The organism is Stenotrophomonas sp. WHRI 8082, from assembly GCF_040223995.2.
Classification (GTDB): domain Bacteria; phylum Pseudomonadota; class Gammaproteobacteria; order Xanthomonadales; family Xanthomonadaceae; genus Stenotrophomonas.
Genome location: NZ_CP167826.1, coordinates 3,820,597 through 3,836,210, shown reverse-complemented (window position 1 = coordinate 3,836,210; position 15,614 = coordinate 3,820,597). Strand labels below are relative to the sequence as shown.

Sequence of the window (15,614 nt, the reverse complement as noted above, 5' to 3'; positions counted from 1 at the left end):
GTTACGGCGTCGGCTTAACCGGATGCTGATGATCTGCGCCTGTGGGGTCTGGAATCTGAATGACGTTTCCCCGCTGCCACGCATCTGCACCTGCATCGACGGCAGGCGCGGCAATGTCCACGCGCTTGGCTTTCCTGGCATCGCTGTCCACCCCCAGCCGCTCGTCGCGCGCCCTGACCATGGCCGGATCCGCTTGGCCGTCCGCAGTGAAGCCCATCATCAACTGCGGCACGCCCAGCGGCAGTCGCTTGTCCTGATCGGTGTGCCAGGTGTGCCAGGTCTTTCCATAGGTGCCTACCAGCTTCTCCATCAAGGCGTGCTCTGCCACTTCCGGGATGCCAGGAGCCACCAACTGACCCGACCGCACCTCATGCACGTGGCTGTGCCAGAGCGCCTTCTCGGCCTCCGGCAGCCCCGCGAACAGTGCCCCGCTGATGATGTATTCCACGCCCATCAGCTTCGCATCGGCGACGTTACCGTCGTAGATCGCGCACTGGATGACTTCTTCGTTGAGGATGGCGCAGTAGTGATGCGCCTCCATCTGCACATCCGGCCGACCGTTGTAGAAATGGAAGCCGTCCAGATAGGCATTCAGGGCCTCGACCGGCGGCCGGTTCTGCAGCACTGCCGCACCGGCATCGAGCGCCTTGGTCTTCGCGCTTTCCTCCGCACCGGGCGCCTGCACCTTGGAGGGCGTGTCCGCGCCGCCACACGCAGTAAGCATCAGCGCCAGCGCGCCAGTCGTCCATGTGGTTTTCATCACGCACCTCCCGTAAGACCAACGCACTTCTTCTAAGCTCACCCGTGTCCCCACACCGTGAACCCGGTTTGGTAGAGCCGACGTGGTAGAGCCGACTTCAGTCGGCTGCCCTCCCTCCCCGCCCCACCTGCATGCCCCCTTCACCCTTCCTCCAGCGGACGCTAACGGACCCGCGCCTAACGTTGCGCTCCCACCCACCCAGCCGGAGAATCCGCATGGCCATCAAGACCCTCGAAGACCTCTTCATCCACGAGCTGTCCGATATCTACAGCGCCGAAAAGCAGCTGACCAAGGCCCTGCCCCGCCTGGCCCGTGCTGCGACCAACCCGGATCTGGTGGCGGCCTTTGAGACCCATCTGGAAGAAACCAATGGCCAGATCGAGCGCATCGACCAGGTAGTCGAGACGCTGGGCATCCGCCTGAAGCGCATCAAGTGCGCCGCGATGGAAGGCCTGGTGGAAGAAGGCAAGGAAGTGATCGACAGCGTGGAGAAGGGCCCGGTCCGCGATGCGGCACTGATTGGTGGCGCGCAGAAAGTGGAGCACTACGAGATTGCCTCGTACGGCACCATCGCCGCGCTGGCCAAGCAGCTGGGCTACAAGGACGCCCTGCCGCTGCTGCTGGAGACCCTGGAAGAAGAAAAGGTCACCGACGAGAAGCTGACGATGATTGCCAAGGCAGGCGCCAAGGAGGCGGCTGCGGCGGGCTGATACCCGGCGCAGTGACGATGGCCGCTGGGGTGGCTGACCCCAGCGGTTCTCATCCCGAAGCTGCCACGCAGGCGGCTTCCTAGAACTTGTAGTTCACCGTGAGTCGGACATTGCGCGGCTCGCCCCATGTGTACGTGCTGTACCAGTTGAAGATCGTGTAGTAGTGCTTGTCCAGCAGGTTGTTGACGTTGAGCGTGGCCGACAGCTGGTCGTTGAACTCATACCGCGCCATTGCATCCAGCAGCCAGTACGGCTCGGTGCGATGCACCAGGCTACCCCCATCCACCGGGTTGGTGATGGTGCCGAAGGTGGTGCCCTGCCAGCGCGCGCCGCCACCGATGCTCAGACCCGGCACGCCCCGCTGCAGGCGGTAGGTGGTGTGCACGCTGAACTGGTCTTCCGGCTCCAGCGTGGAGACCTTGGTCGACTGCTGGCGCGCGATCTTGTGCGCATAGCCGCCCTGCACCTGCCAGCCCGGCGCGACCTGGCCGGACATCTCCAGCTCGTAGCCCTTGGTGCGCACGCCCATCAAGCCACGGTAGGCGATACCACCGCCGGGGGTCAGGCCGCCGCTGGGCTCGGCATAGTTGTCCTGCTCCAGCTGGAATACCGCTGCACTGGCATTGAAACGCCCTTCCAGGAACTCCGCCTTCAGGCCGGCCTCGACGCTGCGCCCTTCCAGCGGATCCAGCACCCTGCCCTGCTCGTCTTGGTTGCCCTGCGGCTTGAAGATACTGCTGTAGCTGGCAAACACCGAGTAATTCTTGTTGAGGTCATAGACCACGCCGGCATACGGCACCACTACGCCACTTTCGTCGGTGTCCGGTGAGGTGTAATTGGCGATGCGGGTGCCGAGGATCAGCTTGAGCGGATCGGCCAGGTCGAAGCGGCCGACCACGTAAGCACCGCTCTCGCGGGTGACCTGGTTATCGCCATAGCCCCACTGCCAGTCCGGCTCGGGCACATCGCCGGTCCACCCGTAATAATCGGCGACGCTGCTCACGTATCCCGGCTGCGGCGAGTACCCGTTGTTGATCCAGCGCTTGCGCGACACGCTGCCGCCGACCACCAGCTCGTGTTGGCGACCGAACCAGTCGAACTTGCCGCTGACATACAGGTCCGCGGCGTTGCTGGTGGTCTTGCCCACGTACTTGCCCAGCCACATGCTCACGCCTTCACCGGTGACCGGGTCCGGGTTGCCGCCGGCCGCCGCGCCCAGCGGCGCGTCGTAGCCGTTGACCTGGTGGTTGAGCTGCAGCTTGGCCACCCAGTCGTTGCTGAAGGTATGTTCCAGCGTCGCGAAGGCGGTGCGGCTGTATTGCGCCCAGCTGCTCCAGCGCGCGCCGTTGTTGAACGAGCGCGGCATCTTGTTGAAGTTGCCGGTGGTGTCCAGCAGCGGAATGCCGCCCCAGCTGGAACCCTGCGGATCACTGTCCTGATAATCAGCGCCGACGGTCAGCAGGGTGCTGTCATCGATGTCCGCTTCGAGGATGCCGTAGAACACCTGGTTGGTGCGCTGGTAATGGTCGACGTTGGAATGCTTGTCCTGCTGCGCCGCCACCGCGCGGCCGCGCACGCGTCCGCTTGCGGTCAGCGGGCCACTCACATCCACTTCGGCACGGTAGCTGTCCCACGAGCCGACCCCCAGACCTACGCTACCGGCCAGCTCGCGGGTGGGCTTCTTGCGGATCAGGTTGATCGTGGCGCCCGGGTCGCCCATGCCGGTCAGCAGGCCGGTGGCGCCCTTCAGTACTTCCACACGGTCGTAGATGGCCATGTCGCTGAGCGTATTGCCCGCCGAGTACGCCGAATCGCGCGCCATCGGAATGCCGTCGTACTGGAAGTTCTGCACCGCAAACCCGCGTGCGTAGTACTCGGTGCGCTCGCTGTCGTAGGTCACGATGCTGATGCCCGGGGTGACCTTCATGACATCGTCGATGCCGTTGAGGCCGAAGTCATTCATTTCCTGCCGGGTGATCACGCTGATCGACTGCGGGGTCTGCCGCGGCGTCAGCACCAGGCGCGTGGCGGTGGCGATGGTGCCGGGCGTATAGGAATCGCTGCCCTCGGTGACGGTACCCAGCTGGTTCGCAGTGACCTGCACGGTCTGCAGCGTGCGGGCCGCCTCGTCGTCGGCCTGCGCCGTGGTCTGCTGCGCATGGGCGGCAGAGGTCAGCAGCCCCAGGGCGAGACCGGCCAGAATGGCCTGGGTCAACGGAGAAACAGCGGGGATGGGACGGAACGGGACAACGGACACGGCAAGGCCTCCAGGCAGGAATGACTCCCTCTGGCGGCGGCTTGAGGTAAAGGAATGGGCGGCATGATGACGTAAATGTGACGACGTGGAAAGGTGCCGATGGCCTGATGGGCAAGGGCTGACGCCTGCCTTAGACGGAAAGGCACCAGTATTTTTTAATGTGATTGCATACGGTGCACTCCTGAAGGAGCCCACTCGATGCCCATCACCACCATCCGCCACCTGCCATGCGCGGCACAACAGACAATCAAGGTCCGCACCGCGCTGCACGGGCGCAGTTCGGAGGCCGAAATCCACACTATTTTGGAAGATTCGGTCCACCCTGGTGAGTGCCTGCATGTGGGCACGGCACTGGCTGAACTCGGTCGGGAGGCTGGGATGACCAATGCGGATGTCGACGCGCTTGAGCGAAACCGCGATACCACGCCAGCCGTGCCCTTGGAGTGGAAGGGAGGAGCCGACTGAAGTCGGCTCTACCCTCGGAAGCCCCGTGGCTGCCCCTGCGGGCTCAGTTGACCTGCACTTGTCCCAGCGGCAGGCGACGCTGTGTGTCCTGGCCGTCGTTCTGGGGGGCGATGTTGCGGCGGCCCGGTGCGTCGTCGGCCAGCGCCAGGCGCAGCGAATAGCTGCCTGCCGCCAGCGTGCCGGGCACGGTGAACGTCGTGCTGCGTGCCTGCACCGTGCCGGGCATGATCTCGCTCAAGGCCACGGCCGGGATGAAGGTGCGGGCCTTGGTGCTGCCGTCGGCCGCCACCCAGTGCAGTTCCACGTGATATGCGTTGTACAGCGGGGCTGAGCCATGGTTGGTGATGTCCAACTGCAGCGCAGCCTGCTGGCCTCGCACCTGGGTAGTGGGCCAGGTCACCTTGGTAATGCCCAAGCGATAGCCGAGGTCGCGCTTGATGTCCTTCAGCTTGCTCGCATTGCCGCTGGTTTCGTGGGCACCCGCCGGGCCGAGGAAGCTGAAGTGATAATCGCGCAGCAGCTTGCGCACGTTGGCGGTGCGGTTGATCCAGGTGCTCTTCTGGTCGGTGTTGGGGCTCTCGCCGCTGATCGGATTGACCATCCAGTTCTGGCGCGCCGCCGGCACCTCGTTGGTCAGGCCGTACTCCAGGTTCCACCAGCCATCGTCGCTGCAGTCCGGCATCTGCGGGCTGAAGGCATTGCACTTGCCAGTGAAGGACGGGAAGTAATCTTCGTGGAAGCCGAACATCGCCGAGCCCACGTCCGATGCGCGCGCATAGCGCGTCTGCAGCGGGGTCTTGATGAAGGCTGCCGTATACGCGTCACGGATCAGCGAGCGTGTCTGCGCGTTCGGCTGCAGGTCGTCGCACCCGCTGGTGTGCCACTCGCCCCAGAACCCCAGCAAGCCGACCTGGATCGCGGTGATGCGCGGATCGCCGTCGAAGCGTGCGGCCAGCGCCTGTACGAACTGCTGCATCTGCTGTCGCGCCGCCGGGTTGTTGTAATCCAGGCTGCGGATGGGGCCATCCGAATCGCACTTGGCGCGTACCGTGTACGGAATATTGAGCGGCGCCTGTTCCAGGAACTTGGGATAGTCGCGCTCGTTCTCACCGCCGGTGTAATGCGCGTCGATCTGGCTGGCGGCACTTTCCGGATAATCGGCCACCGGGCGCAGCACGAAAGTCGCCAACGGATCGTCGGCGAGGATCGGCTGCAGGTAATGGGTTTCCACGGCATTCCAGTCGAATACCTGGTCTGCGGTTTCGATGATCCGCCACGGCAGGTACACGTGATAGATGTGCGCACCGTGGAAGTTGTCCACGCCGCCATCCACGGCATAGGAACTGCCCCACAGCATGAAGCCGCGGTGCGGGTTGTCGAACTCCTGGGTGGATACGGCCGGGGTCAGGGTGCCGGCGTGGGCACAGGCGGCGCTGAGCGCGCTCGCCAGAACAGCGGCAGCCAAGGCTGCGCGGACGGGACGTGACGACATGGACTTACCTCTTCAGGTGCGCGGGGAAAGACGGCAACGAGGGGGCGGTGCATGCGGGCTGTGAGTCGTCAGGCCGCATCTATGGCGGGATTGACGGTAGCTTATGTTTCGTTATGCATCAATAGCGAAATATAACGAGCGCATCACAGTTTCGATAACAAGGCCAACGCATGTCCTCTGGCACGGGGCGCCGCTGGTACGGCTGGCTACGCTTGGAGTCCCTGCTCTGATCGCGGATTCGCATGCCTCCGCTTGGCCACCCTGCCCAACCCCCACCCGCCTTGATGTCGGCGCTTCGCCATCCGCTTGCGCGCGTCGCTGCCATCATGCTCATCGGGGCTCTCGCCCACTTCCACTGGCTGTCCTTCCCGTGGCGGATGCCAGTGGTGGGTGCTCTCGCGGTCGGTCTGGTCTGGGTGGAAACGCGCTCATGGGACGCCTGTGGGCTGAAGCCGCGCTCCCTGCGCGCGACGCTGGGCTGGATCCTCCTGTTGCTGGTGATCGTGATCGGGCTGGTCAATCCCTTCGTGCAGCCGCTGATGGATCAGCTGACCGGAACCAAGGCCGACTACAGCGGCTACGGCGCGCTGCGGGGAAACATCGCCGCCGCCGCCCAGCTTATCGGCGGTGCGTGGCTGAGTGCCGCAGTGGGAGAGGAACTGGTGTTCCGTGCCTTCTTGATGCATCAGCTGGAGCGCCTGGTCGGCCGCCTGCGCGGCGGGTTGCTGCTCGCCGCGGTGCTGGGTGGCGCGGCCTTCGGCCTGATGCACGCGTCGCAGGGCCTGTCCGGCGTCCTGCTCACCGGCGTGGTCGGCGTGCTCTTCGGCTATGTGTATCTGCGCTCCGGGCGCAATCTGTGGGCGATGATCGTGGCGCATGGCCTGACCGATACATGGGGCGTCGCTACGCTGTATCTGGGGTGGTATTGATACGGCAGCGTGCAGTGCGCCTCGCAACGTCCCGACGACGCGCTCACAACGTGCCGCTCAGTGCATCGCGCGAGGTCTTCAGCAGATCGCGCCCTGCCACCAGCAGACCCTCTACCAGATGCTCGCCGATCACCGGCTCGTCGGCTCCGTCGGCGGCGTCGATATGCGCGGCATGGAGGATCTCCAGAATGGCGTCCAGACCGGAGAGCTTGCGCTCGATCATCATCAAGTGAGCGCGTTTGCCGCCATTGATGTGACCGGGCTGCGGGGAGGCTGATGGCACGGCGGGATGCCCGGCGTACTGCGCGTCTTCCTGGGCCTTCAGGATGCCTTCAAGACGGCTGACGAAACGCGGCGGAAGGTCGTGTACGGCTTCGCCGATCACAGCGTACAGGCGTGCGCCGGCAGTGAGTTCTACAGACATGAAAGGCCTCGCATGCGGCCGCCAGCGCACAGGCGCTGGGCGGCGGACGGTGCGGGTTGCCATACCGGTGTCGTACAAAGCAGTTAACCGGCGGATCATGCGATCCCCCGCACCGTCCGCCAAAAGGATGGCACGAGGGCGCATGCTCCGCCGTGCCCGAAGGCGACAACAGAGATGCTTTGCTAACGACGTTCGGGATGGCAGTCCCGGCTGGCCCTGCGGGTCAGCACCGACATCGTGGGCGGGACGGCCTTGAGCGTCCATGAGGATTGCTGCGTTTCTCGTCATGGCATCGCATCAGAACCAAGGCGTTGCTGACAGTGGTCGCGACGGGCGGCCTCGCCCGCAGGGCGTCGAGCGCTACCTATGTGAGCGGGCAAGCCTGGACAACGAGCGCTTCGGTCATCCCACGTCTGAACATCGGTGATGGGCCACGCGGCAAGCCATGTTCTTCCGCTACCAGTCGGACGAAGGTCTCACCGTCATCCCACATCTTCAGCTGTGGCGGCGCGTTTGCAAACGTCCGCGCTGCCAAGGCCAGAAACGGGTGCAGCACCGTCTCCCAGCGGGCGAAGTAAATGCTGCGATCGTGCTCAGAACGTGCCAGCGCCTGACAAAACGCCCGGCAGCCCGGATGCGCGGCAAGGCGCGCCATGCCCTCCAGGATCCGCTGCAACGCCTTGGCGGTAGGGGCGCTGTTCGGCAGGTCCACGTCCGCGGCAGGGAGTCCATCAAGGTGGCCGTCCATCACCACCCGGTAAAGGGATTCCTTGTCACGGAAATATGCGTAGATCGTCGCCTTGGTGATTCCGCACCCTTCTGCAATGCGATTCATCGTCGCGTTCTCGAAGCCGCAGTGCGCAAACACCGTACTGGCGGCCTCCAGAATGCGTTGCCGACTTCTCGACCTCGCATCTTCCCAGCGCATCGCCGTTCTGCTGGCACTGCGCGCGGGCCCGCAGATGCTCACAGGCGTTTGAACAACGCGCTGGCATTTACTCCGCCGAAGCCAAACCCGTTGGTCAGCGCGAACTGGATGTCGGCCTTCTGGGGGTGCCCGCAGACAATCGACAGCCCAGCGGCGAGCGCATCGGGATGCTCCAGGTTGAGCGTGGCAGGCACGATCTGATCGCGCAACGCAAGCACCGTAAAGATCGCCTCGATGCCACCCGCAGCACCCAGAAGATGTCCCGTGCTCGACTTGGTGGCGGCGATCAGCAGATCGGCACGCGAACCAAACAACGCGCGCATGGCGGCAAGCTCTGCCCGATCGCCCACCTGGGTCGAGGTTGCGTGCGCGTTGATGTGGTGGACCTGGTCCGGAGAAATGCCGGCCTGGGTCAGCGCAATCTCCATCGCCCGCCGCGCGCCGCTGCCGTCGTCGGGCCCGGCAGTAAGGTGATACGCGTCCGACGTCGTGCCATAGCCGACCAGTTCTGCCAGAGGCGTAGCACCGCGCGCCAGTGCATGATCCAGCCGCTCGATCACCAACAGCCCTGCCCCTTCGGACATGACGAATCCATCGCGCTGCTCATCAAACGGGCGAGACGCGGCGTGGGGCGTGTCATTGAACGACGTGCTCAACGCCTTGGCAGCAGCGAAGCCGCCCAGACTGACCCGGTGCATCGCGGCCTCGGCGCCGCCGCACAGCGCGATGTCCGCCTCGCCGGAACGAATGAGGCGCGCCGCATCACCGATCGCTTGGACGCCTGCCGCGCAGGCCGTGACAGGGGCGCCCTGCGGACCCTTGAAGCCATAACGGATCGACGCCTGCCCCGCCGCCATGTTGGCCAGGAACGTGGGCGCAGTGAACGGCGACAGCCGGCCAGGCCCCCGGCTTTCGGTGGTGTGGACGGCATTGACGATCGATCCGAACCCACCGATGCCGGTGGCAATCACGGTCGCCGTTCGCAGCAGCCCGCGAAAATCGGCGTCCTGCCACTGCGCCTGCTCAAGCGCTTCGTGGGCGGCGACCAACGCGAACTCCACGAACCGATCCATCTTCTTGAGATCTTTCGGCGCGATGATGCCGGTCGAATCGAAGCCTGCGTCGGGATCTTGAATGCGGTCAGGCACGCGGCCACCCACTTCACAGCCGGTGCCCGCCGCAAGCTCGGCGCCCAGCGACCCGATCCCGGAGCGCCCGGCCAGGAGGCGCGACCAGACGGTCTCAACCCCGCAGCCGAGAGGACTGACCACGCCCATTCCGGTCACCACGATGCGATCTTTGTCGGCACTGCTCATACATCACTTCCCATATAAAAGAGGTCCGCGCCAATGTCAGGCAACGGGGGTCTTTTCCGCTCGGACCTTGAACCAGATGGCGTACATCGCCGGCAGGAACACCAGCGTCATCACGGTGCCGGCGATGGTGCCGCCGATCAGCGTGTAGGCAAGCGTTCCCCAGAACACCGAATGGGTCAGCGGAATGAAGGCCAGCACCGCCGCCAGGGAGGTCAGGATCACCGGGCGCGCGCGATGCACCGTCGCCTCGATGATGGCGTGGAAGGTCTCCATCCCGGCTGCTTCGTTCTCGTGGATCTGCCCGATAAGGATGAGCGTGTTGCGCATCAGGATGCCCGACAGGGCAATCAAGCCCACCAGCGCATTGATGCCGAACGGCTGCTGGAACAGCAGCAGGGTCGGCACCACGCCGATCAGCCCCAACGGACTGGTCATGAAGACCATGATCATCGCCGAGATGGAGCGTACCTGCAGGATGATGATCAGCAGGGTCACCGCCAGCATGATCGGGAACAGCGGCAGCATCGCGCTCATGGCCTTGCCGGATTCCTCGATGGACCCCGCCTGGGTAATGGCGTAGCCCTCGGGCAGCGAGGCAATGAGCGGCTCAAGCTGCATGCTGATCGCGGTGGATACGTCCGGTGGCTGCAGCGCATCGTCAATGTCACCGCGCACGGTGATGGTGGGAACGCGATCACGACGGCGCAGCACCGGCTCTTCCATCCGGACCTCCACCGCGCCGATCTGGGACAGGGGCACGCGCTGGCCAGCCGCCCCGACCAGGGTGAAGTCCGCAATCCGAGCAGGATCCAGCCGTGTTTCCCCGCCGGACCGCGCCACCACTTCAACGGTGCGGATGTCCTCGCGAACCGCCGTCACCGGCACCCCGCTCAGGAAGAACTGCAACTGCTGCGAAACCGAGGCCGAGGTCATGCCCATCGCCTGCAGGCGGTCCTGATCCAAGGTGAAGTGCAGCGTCGGCGTGCGCACGCCCCAGTCGCTGTTGACGGTGCGCATCATCGGGCTGGCGTGCAGGGTCTGCTTGACCTTGGCCGCGATGCCACGGATCACGTCGACATCTGGTCCGCTGACCCGATAGGCCACGGGATAAGGCGAATAAGGACCAAACACCAGCTGCGTCACGCGCACGCGTGCTTCCGGTGCCAAGCCCTCGGACACCGCCTGACGCAGCTTTGCTTTCAGGGAATCGCGCTGTTCCTGGCTGTCGGTGCGCACCACGATCTTGGCAAACGCGGGATCCGGTAGTTCCGGCGAGATGGCCAGATAGAACCGTGGCGCCCCTCGGCCGATGTAGGCCGTGACGATCTTCGATTCTTCCTGCGCAGAAAGCCATTTCTCGACCTTCCGCGTCGCCAGGCTGGTCTGTTCGATGGCCGTGCCGTAGGGCATCTGCACTTCGACCAACACCTCCGGGCGATCAGAGATAGGGAAGAACTGCTTCTTGACCAACCCCATCCCCACCACCGAAAGCACGAACAGCGCAATCACCGAGCCAGCGGCAAGCCACTTGCGCGCAATCACACGCGCCAGGATCGATCGGAAACGGTGGTAGCGCGGCGTGTCGTAGAGACTGCTGTGCCCGCCTTCGACGGTCTTGAGTTCGGGCAGCAGCTTCACGCCCAGGTAGGGCGTGAAAAACACCGCGACCACCCACGACACGATCAGCGCGATGCCCAAGATCCAGAACATGTTGCTGGTGTATTCGCCCGCGGTGGACCGGGCAAAGCCATTGGGCATGAAGCCCACGGCGGTCACCAGCGTGCCCGCCAGCATGGGCGCTGCCGTGTGACTCCACGCGTAGGCCGATGCCTTGACCCGGCTGTAGCCCTCTTCCATTTTGACCACCATCATTTCGATGGCAATGATCGCGTCGTCGACCAGCAGGCCGAGCGCCAGGATCAACGAACCCAGCGTGATCCGGTCAAAGTTCTTGCCGGTGGCGGCCATCACCATGAACACCGCAGCCAGCGTCAGCGGCACGGCCGCCGCCACCACCACACCCACCCGCCAGCCCATGCTGACGAAGCAGACCAGCATCACCACCAGGAGCGCGGCGAAGAATTTCATCATGAACTCGTCTACCGACGAGCTGATGTTCACCGCCTGATCGGTGACCTTGTCCAAGGCCATCCCCACCGGCAGCCCGTCGTTGATCTTCTTGACCTCTGCATCGAGGGATTCACCAAGATCCAGGCCATTCCAGCCGTCACGCATGACGATGCCCAGCAGCATGGCCGGCTCGCCACCGTTGCGGATCATGAAGGTCGACGGATCCTCATAACCCCGCTTGACGGTGGCAATGTCCCGCAGCTTGAGCGTCCTGCCCTGTGCCACGATGGGCGTATCCCGGATCTTTTCCAGCTGATCCAGCGCACCATCCAGGCGAATGAATATCTGCGGCCCTTTGGCCTCCACAGAGCCGGCTGGCGTAAGGGCGTTCTGGCCGTTCAGCACCCCGAACACGTCCTGCGGTGTGATGCCGAGGTTCGCCAGCCGCTCATGGGAAAGCTCCAGATAGATGCGCTCGGACTGCTCGCCGATGATGTTGACCTTCTTTACACCGGGCACGTGCAGCAATCGCTGGCGCAGGGTTTCCGCATCGCGCGCGAGTAAACGGAAGGGCTCCCCCTTCGCTTTCAAGGCGAACAGCGCGAAGGTGACATCCGCATATTCGTCGTTGACCATCGGACCGATGACGCCCGCCGGCAGATTGGCGGCTTCGTCTGCCATTTTCTTGCGCGCTTGATAGAACTCTTCCTGCACGGCCGAAGGGGGCGTGCCGTCGTGCAACGTCAGCGTGGTGAAGGACAACCCCGGTCGGGTATAGGTTTCGCTGCGGTCGTACCAGCGCAGCTCCTGCAGGCGCTTTTCCAGCTTCTCGGCGACCTGATCCTGCATTTCCGTCGGCGTGGCGCCCGGCCACGCCGTCACGATGGTCATGACTTTGACGGTGAACACGGGGTCCTCGGCGCGGCCGAGCTGGAAGAACGAGACGATGCCGGCAACAGAGATCAGAAAGATCAAAAAGACCGTAATGGCGCGCTCGCGTACCGCAAGCGCTGACAGGTTGAAGCCACTCACGGACGCACTCCGTCTGCCGCGGCGTTGCTGGCCGTGTCAGCCAATCGAACCAGCTGGCCTTCGCGCAGCAGATGGGCGCCAAGGGCCGCCACGCGATCCGATGCGTTCAGGGCACCCGCAACCAGGGCGTGGTCATCGCCCAATTGCTTGACCGCTACCGGCATCCAACGGGCTTTGAGCGGCTTACCGCCGATCACCCACACGCCGGGGCCGGTGCCAGGATCGAACAGCGCACCCAACGGTACTTCAACGCCTGCGGACGCGCCGGCAGGTACAGCACCGGCCATCTCTACGGCCACTGTTGAACCCAAGGGCAGCGCCGTGCCGCCCTCTTCCAGGGTGTAGCGCGCTTCAAACGTGCGGGTTGCGGGGTCGGCCGATTCGGAGAGCACGCGCAACCGGGCGGGAATCTTGACGCTCCCCCCGAACGCGGACGCCGAGGCTACCGAGCCGATCGAGGGACGCAGCGTCTCGGGCAGTTGGACCAGCGCCTCTCGACTACCTGCACGGGCAAGCCGGGCGACGATCTGTCCCGCCGCGACGACCTGGCCGGGCTCCGCAGCGATGGACATCACCACCCCATCGGCATCGGCGACGAGCACGGTGTACTGGCTGGCATTGCGTGCAACCCGGGATTGCGCCTCGGCCGCCTTGAGCTGCGCCGATGCTGCATCCGCCGCGGCTTTGATCTGATCGTAGGCCGACCGGGACACGACGCCCTTGGTCGCAAGATCGCGATACCGCACTTCGTCGGCGGTGGCCTGCACGCTTTGCGCCCGGGCCGCGATAACGGCTTGCTGTTGCGAGGCCGCTGCCAGGTTCAGATCAAGCGGATCAATCCGGTAGAGCACATCGCCGCGCCTGACGGTCTGACCGGTCTCTACGAGGCGCTCGGTGACTTTGCCCCCCACGCGAAAGGCGAGATCGCTCTGCACGCGGGCGGCGATGGTACCGGTAAACGTGCGCGCGTTTCCTGCGGCCGGTTGCACCTGAGCAACCCGGACGATGGGCGGAGCGGTCCGGGGGTCGACGTCTTCCGACTTTCCGCACGCCACAAGGAACAACGGAACAACACAGGAGAGGGCTGAAACTACAAGACGGCGCCGCATACGGTCTTCCGGAATGGGATATCCGGATGCATTCTGTTCCTAGTGACCATTTTCGTCAACCGTCACTATCGTTGTGGCGCAAGGCTCCGCAGGACCAGCTGCTGCAGCGCTTGAGGGTGTTCAGCGTGCAACGCCTTCAGATGGGGAAGCGTTACGGGGTTCAGGTACGGGGCCAGCACCTGATAGACCGCGTGGCTCGTCATCTGCAGGTCTGACACGGTCTCGAACTCGCCCGATGCACGCCCCTCTTTGAGGATGTCCTCGACCTGTTTCCGGATGCGGGCCTGGTAGGCCTGCGCCGAGGGCCACTGATCGGTCGCGGCCGCGACCGCGATTTCGTAGAGGCGCCGGTCCTGCAGAAACAGCCGAAGACTGGACTCGACAATCACCGTGAACAGCACCAGCAGCTTCTCTGGCGGCGCAGCCGTCGCACTGAGCGCCTGATGCACGTCCGCTTCGATCTGACTCAAGCAGTTCGCACAGATCAGTTCGCCAATGGCCTGCTTGGACGGGAAGAACTTGTAGATGTACGCCTTCGAAAAGCCGATGGCCTTGGCTAGGTCGGACACCGTGGTCTTGTCATAACCGTAGTGGCTGAAGTGCGCCGTGGCCGCCTCGATGATCTGGGTGCGCACATCATGCTCAGCGGGGCCGCGGACGGTCTCGGGCGCTGCGGAGAGTGGAATTGTCATTGCGGGAGGTTAGCGCTGCTCGGTTTTGTGGGCAAATGGTGGCAGGGGCACCGGAGCAGAAAACCCGTGCCGCCTGGCTGCCCACACCACCCCCAGCGCCGCTACCAACAGCCCCAGCAAGACCGGCGGGAAACCGTGGACGCCCACCCGCTCAAGCAGCACGCCTCCCACCAGGGCGCCTCCGGCAATCGCCAGGTTCCACGCCGTGACCAGCATCGCCTGCGCGACATCTGCAGCGTCCCCTGCCACGTTGGCCAATGCTGTCTGGAACAGCGTCGCCGACCCACCGAACGCCAGGCCCCAGGCTGCCACAGCCACATACACGACCTTGGGCGCATCACCGGCCACGCCGAGCGCCAACGCGGCCATTCCGAACAACGCCATGCTGGCGAGCGTCAGTGCACGCAGCCGACGGTCGATCAGTACGCCAATGATCCATATCCCCAGCAGCGACGAGAGGCCGAACACCAGCAGCACCACGTCTGTCCGCTCCACCATGCCCGCCGCCGCCAGAAACGGCGCGATGTAGGTATAGAGAACGTTATGCGCCAATACGAAAGCCAGGACGACGAACAGGACCGGGCGCACGCCGGGCAACGTGAAGACCTGTCGCAGCGACGACGCCCTGCCGGCGGGCTGGCCTGCAAAATCTGGCAGTTTGATGCGCGCCAACACCATGAGCACCAGCGCCAGCGCGCTCATGATGCCAAAGCACATCCGCCAGCCGACCAGATTGCCAATGTAGGTGCCGGCGGGCACGCCCAGCGACAGCGCCAACGGTGTGCCGACCATCGCAACCGCAATCGCACGGCCCTTCTGATGGGCCGGAACCATGCGCGCGGCGTAACCGGCCAACAGCGCCCACACCAGTCCGGCCGACACGCCCGCCACAAAACGCGCCGCCATGGTCAGGACATAGCTGGCAGAAAATGTCGTCACGGTATTGGCCACTACAAAGCCCGCAAGGGCCGCCAACAACAGGGGTCGGCGACGTAGGCCCTGCGTCGAGGCCGTCAGTGGAATCGCCGCCAACAGGGAACCCACGGCGTAGAGGGTGACGGTCTGCCCGACCCAGGCTTCAGACACCGCCAGACTGTGCGCCATCTGCGGCAACAGACCAGCAGGCAGCGCTTCGGTCAGGATGGTAATGAACGCCGCCATCGCCAGCGCCAGCAGCGACGCCAGCGGCAGGCGCCCTTGGGCGGCAGTGCCCCTCTGCGTCGTCAGGGTTGCGGGGCGGCCGTCAGCCAACACGGGACGGAACTCAGCCTGCTCGACACGCTGGGCCAGCGATGAAGGCCGGAGATGCTCGCGCAGAGAAATTGGATGACGCGCCATGGCATTGAACTCGTTTAGTGGGTCAGGCCATGACGATAGATACCGGGCGATTAAAGAAAAACTGGGCTACAGTTCCTCGATGTGCGGAACAC

The 15,614-nt window shown here is 64.5% G+C and carries 13 protein-coding genes; 3 read left to right on the top strand and 10 right to left on the bottom strand.

Annotated features, from left to right (window positions below):
- Window position 1: 1 nt before the first annotated feature.
- On the bottom strand, window positions 2-760 hold the full coding sequence (locus tag ABRP17_RS16850) for an OBAP family protein (protein ID WP_188327004.1): 759 nt from the start codon (window positions 758-760) through the stop codon (window positions 2-4).
- A gap of 215 nt (window positions 761-975) precedes the next feature.
- Here ABRP17_RS16850 and ABRP17_RS16845 point away from each other — a divergent pair, with 215 nt between their 5' ends.
- A complete protein-coding gene (locus ABRP17_RS16845; protein ID WP_192094854.1) occupies window positions 976-1,470 on the top strand; it encodes a ferritin-like domain-containing protein in 495 nt (164 codons plus the stop codon).
- Window positions 1,471-1,549: 79 nt separating this feature from the next.
- Here the strand turns inward: ABRP17_RS16845 and ABRP17_RS16840 are convergent, their stop codons facing one another.
- Window positions 1,550-3,727 (bottom strand): TonB-dependent siderophore receptor, encoded by a 2,178-nt coding sequence (locus ABRP17_RS16840; RefSeq protein ID WP_349984410.1) that lies wholly within the window; start codon window positions 3,725-3,727, stop codon window positions 1,550-1,552.
- A gap of 198 nt (window positions 3,728-3,925) precedes the next feature.
- On the opposite strand from ABRP17_RS16840, the gene ABRP17_RS16835 reads away from it, so the two are divergent.
- Window positions 3,926-4,192 carry a plasmid stabilization protein gene (locus ABRP17_RS16835; RefSeq protein ID WP_349984411.1) on the top strand — a complete coding sequence of 89 codons (267 nt, stop codon included), beginning with the start codon at window positions 3,926-3,928 and terminating at the stop codon, window positions 4,190-4,192.
- A 43-nt stretch (window positions 4,193-4,235) separates the two neighbouring features.
- Here ABRP17_RS16835 and ABRP17_RS16830 read toward each other — a convergent pair whose 3' ends face one another.
- Window positions 4,236-5,684, bottom strand: coding sequence for a DUF4832 domain-containing protein (locus tag ABRP17_RS16830; protein WP_349984412.1), 1,449 nt, complete (start codon window positions 5,682-5,684; stop codon window positions 4,236-4,238).
- A gap of 377 nt (window positions 5,685-6,061) precedes the next feature.
- Here ABRP17_RS16830 and ABRP17_RS16825 point away from each other — a divergent pair, with 377 nt between their 5' ends.
- Window positions 6,062-6,613 (top strand): CPBP family intramembrane glutamic endopeptidase, encoded by a 552-nt coding sequence (locus ABRP17_RS16825; RefSeq protein WP_349984556.1) that lies wholly within the window; start codon window positions 6,062-6,064, stop codon window positions 6,611-6,613.
- Window positions 6,614-6,656: 43 nt separating this feature from the next.
- Here ABRP17_RS16825 and ABRP17_RS16820 read toward each other — a convergent pair whose 3' ends face one another.
- The 7 genes from ABRP17_RS16820 to ABRP17_RS16790 all read right to left on the bottom strand — a co-directional run bounded on the left by ABRP17_RS16820 (window position 6,657) and on the right by ABRP17_RS16790 (window position 15,345).
- A complete protein-coding gene (locus ABRP17_RS16820; RefSeq protein WP_188327001.1) occupies window positions 6,657-7,037 on the bottom strand; it encodes a hypothetical protein in 381 nt (126 codons plus the stop codon).
- A gap of 364 nt (window positions 7,038-7,401) precedes the next feature.
- Window positions 7,402-7,965 carry a TetR/AcrR family transcriptional regulator gene (locus tag ABRP17_RS16815; protein ID WP_188327000.1) on the bottom strand — a complete coding sequence of 188 codons (564 nt, stop codon included), beginning with the start codon at window positions 7,963-7,965 and terminating at the stop codon, window positions 7,402-7,404.
- Window positions 7,966-8,003: 38 nt separating this feature from the next.
- Window positions 8,004-9,281 carry a beta-ketoacyl-ACP synthase II gene (fabF, locus tag ABRP17_RS16810; RefSeq protein WP_349984414.1) on the bottom strand — a complete coding sequence of 426 codons (1,278 nt, stop codon included), beginning with the start codon at window positions 9,279-9,281 and terminating at the stop codon, window positions 8,004-8,006.
- A gap of 36 nt (window positions 9,282-9,317) precedes the next feature.
- A complete protein-coding gene (locus tag ABRP17_RS16805; RefSeq protein WP_349984415.1) occupies window positions 9,318-12,383 on the bottom strand; it encodes an efflux RND transporter permease subunit in 3,066 nt (1,021 codons plus the stop codon).
- Window positions 12,380-13,492 (bottom strand): efflux RND transporter periplasmic adaptor subunit, encoded by a 1,113-nt coding sequence (locus ABRP17_RS16800; RefSeq protein WP_349984416.1) that lies wholly within the window; start codon window positions 13,490-13,492, stop codon window positions 12,380-12,382. Before ABRP17_RS16800 ends, ABRP17_RS16805 begins: the two co-directional genes overlap by 4 nt.
- Before the next feature lie 65 nt (window positions 13,493-13,557).
- Window positions 13,558-14,184 carry a TetR/AcrR family transcriptional regulator gene (locus ABRP17_RS16795; RefSeq protein ID WP_349984418.1) on the bottom strand — a complete coding sequence of 209 codons (627 nt, stop codon included), beginning with the start codon at window positions 14,182-14,184 and terminating at the stop codon, window positions 13,558-13,560.
- 9 nt (window positions 14,185-14,193) lie between these two features.
- Window positions 14,194-15,345, bottom strand: coding sequence for an MFS transporter (locus ABRP17_RS16790; protein WP_372487023.1), 1,152 nt, complete (start codon window positions 15,343-15,345; stop codon window positions 14,194-14,196).
- Window positions 15,346-15,614: the final 269 nt, after the last annotated feature.

Bases quoted from the DNA above. Each gene is read 5' to 3' on its own strand.
- ABRP17_RS16790 (WP_372487023.1), bottom strand. From the start codon at position 15,345: ATGGCGGCGTTCATTACCATCCTGACCGAAGCGCTGCCTGCTGGTCTG.
- ABRP17_RS16795 (WP_349984418.1), bottom strand. From the start codon at position 14,184: ATGACAATTCCACTCTCCGCAGCGCCCGAGACCGTCCGCGGCCCCGCT.
- ABRP17_RS16845 (WP_192094854.1), top strand. From the start codon at position 976: ATGGCCATCAAGACCCTCGAAGACCTCTTCATCCACGAGCTGTCCGAT.
- ABRP17_RS16800 (WP_349984416.1), bottom strand. From the start codon at position 13,492: ATGCGGCGCCGTCTTGTAGTTTCAGCCCTCTCCTGTGTTGTTCCGTTG.
- ABRP17_RS16820 (WP_188327001.1), bottom strand. From the start codon at position 7,037: ATGTCTGTAGAACTCACTGCCGGCGCACGCCTGTACGCTGTGATCGGC.
- ABRP17_RS16835 (WP_349984411.1), top strand. From the start codon at position 3,926: ATGCCCATCACCACCATCCGCCACCTGCCATGCGCGGCACAACAGACA.
- ABRP17_RS16850 (WP_188327004.1), bottom strand. From the start codon at position 760: ATGAAAACCACATGGACGACTGGCGCGCTGGCGCTGATGCTTACTGCG.
- fabF (WP_349984414.1), bottom strand. From the start codon at position 9,281: ATGAGCAGTGCCGACAAAGATCGCATCGTGGTGACCGGAATGGGCGTG.
- ABRP17_RS16825 (WP_349984556.1), top strand. From the start codon at position 6,062: ATGCCAGTGGTGGGTGCTCTCGCGGTCGGTCTGGTCTGGGTGGAAACG.
- ABRP17_RS16815 (WP_188327000.1), bottom strand. From the start codon at position 7,965: ATGCGCTGGGAAGATGCGAGGTCGAGAAGTCGGCAACGCATTCTGGAG.
- ABRP17_RS16830 (WP_349984412.1), bottom strand. From the start codon at position 5,684: ATGTCGTCACGTCCCGTCCGCGCAGCCTTGGCTGCCGCTGTTCTGGCG.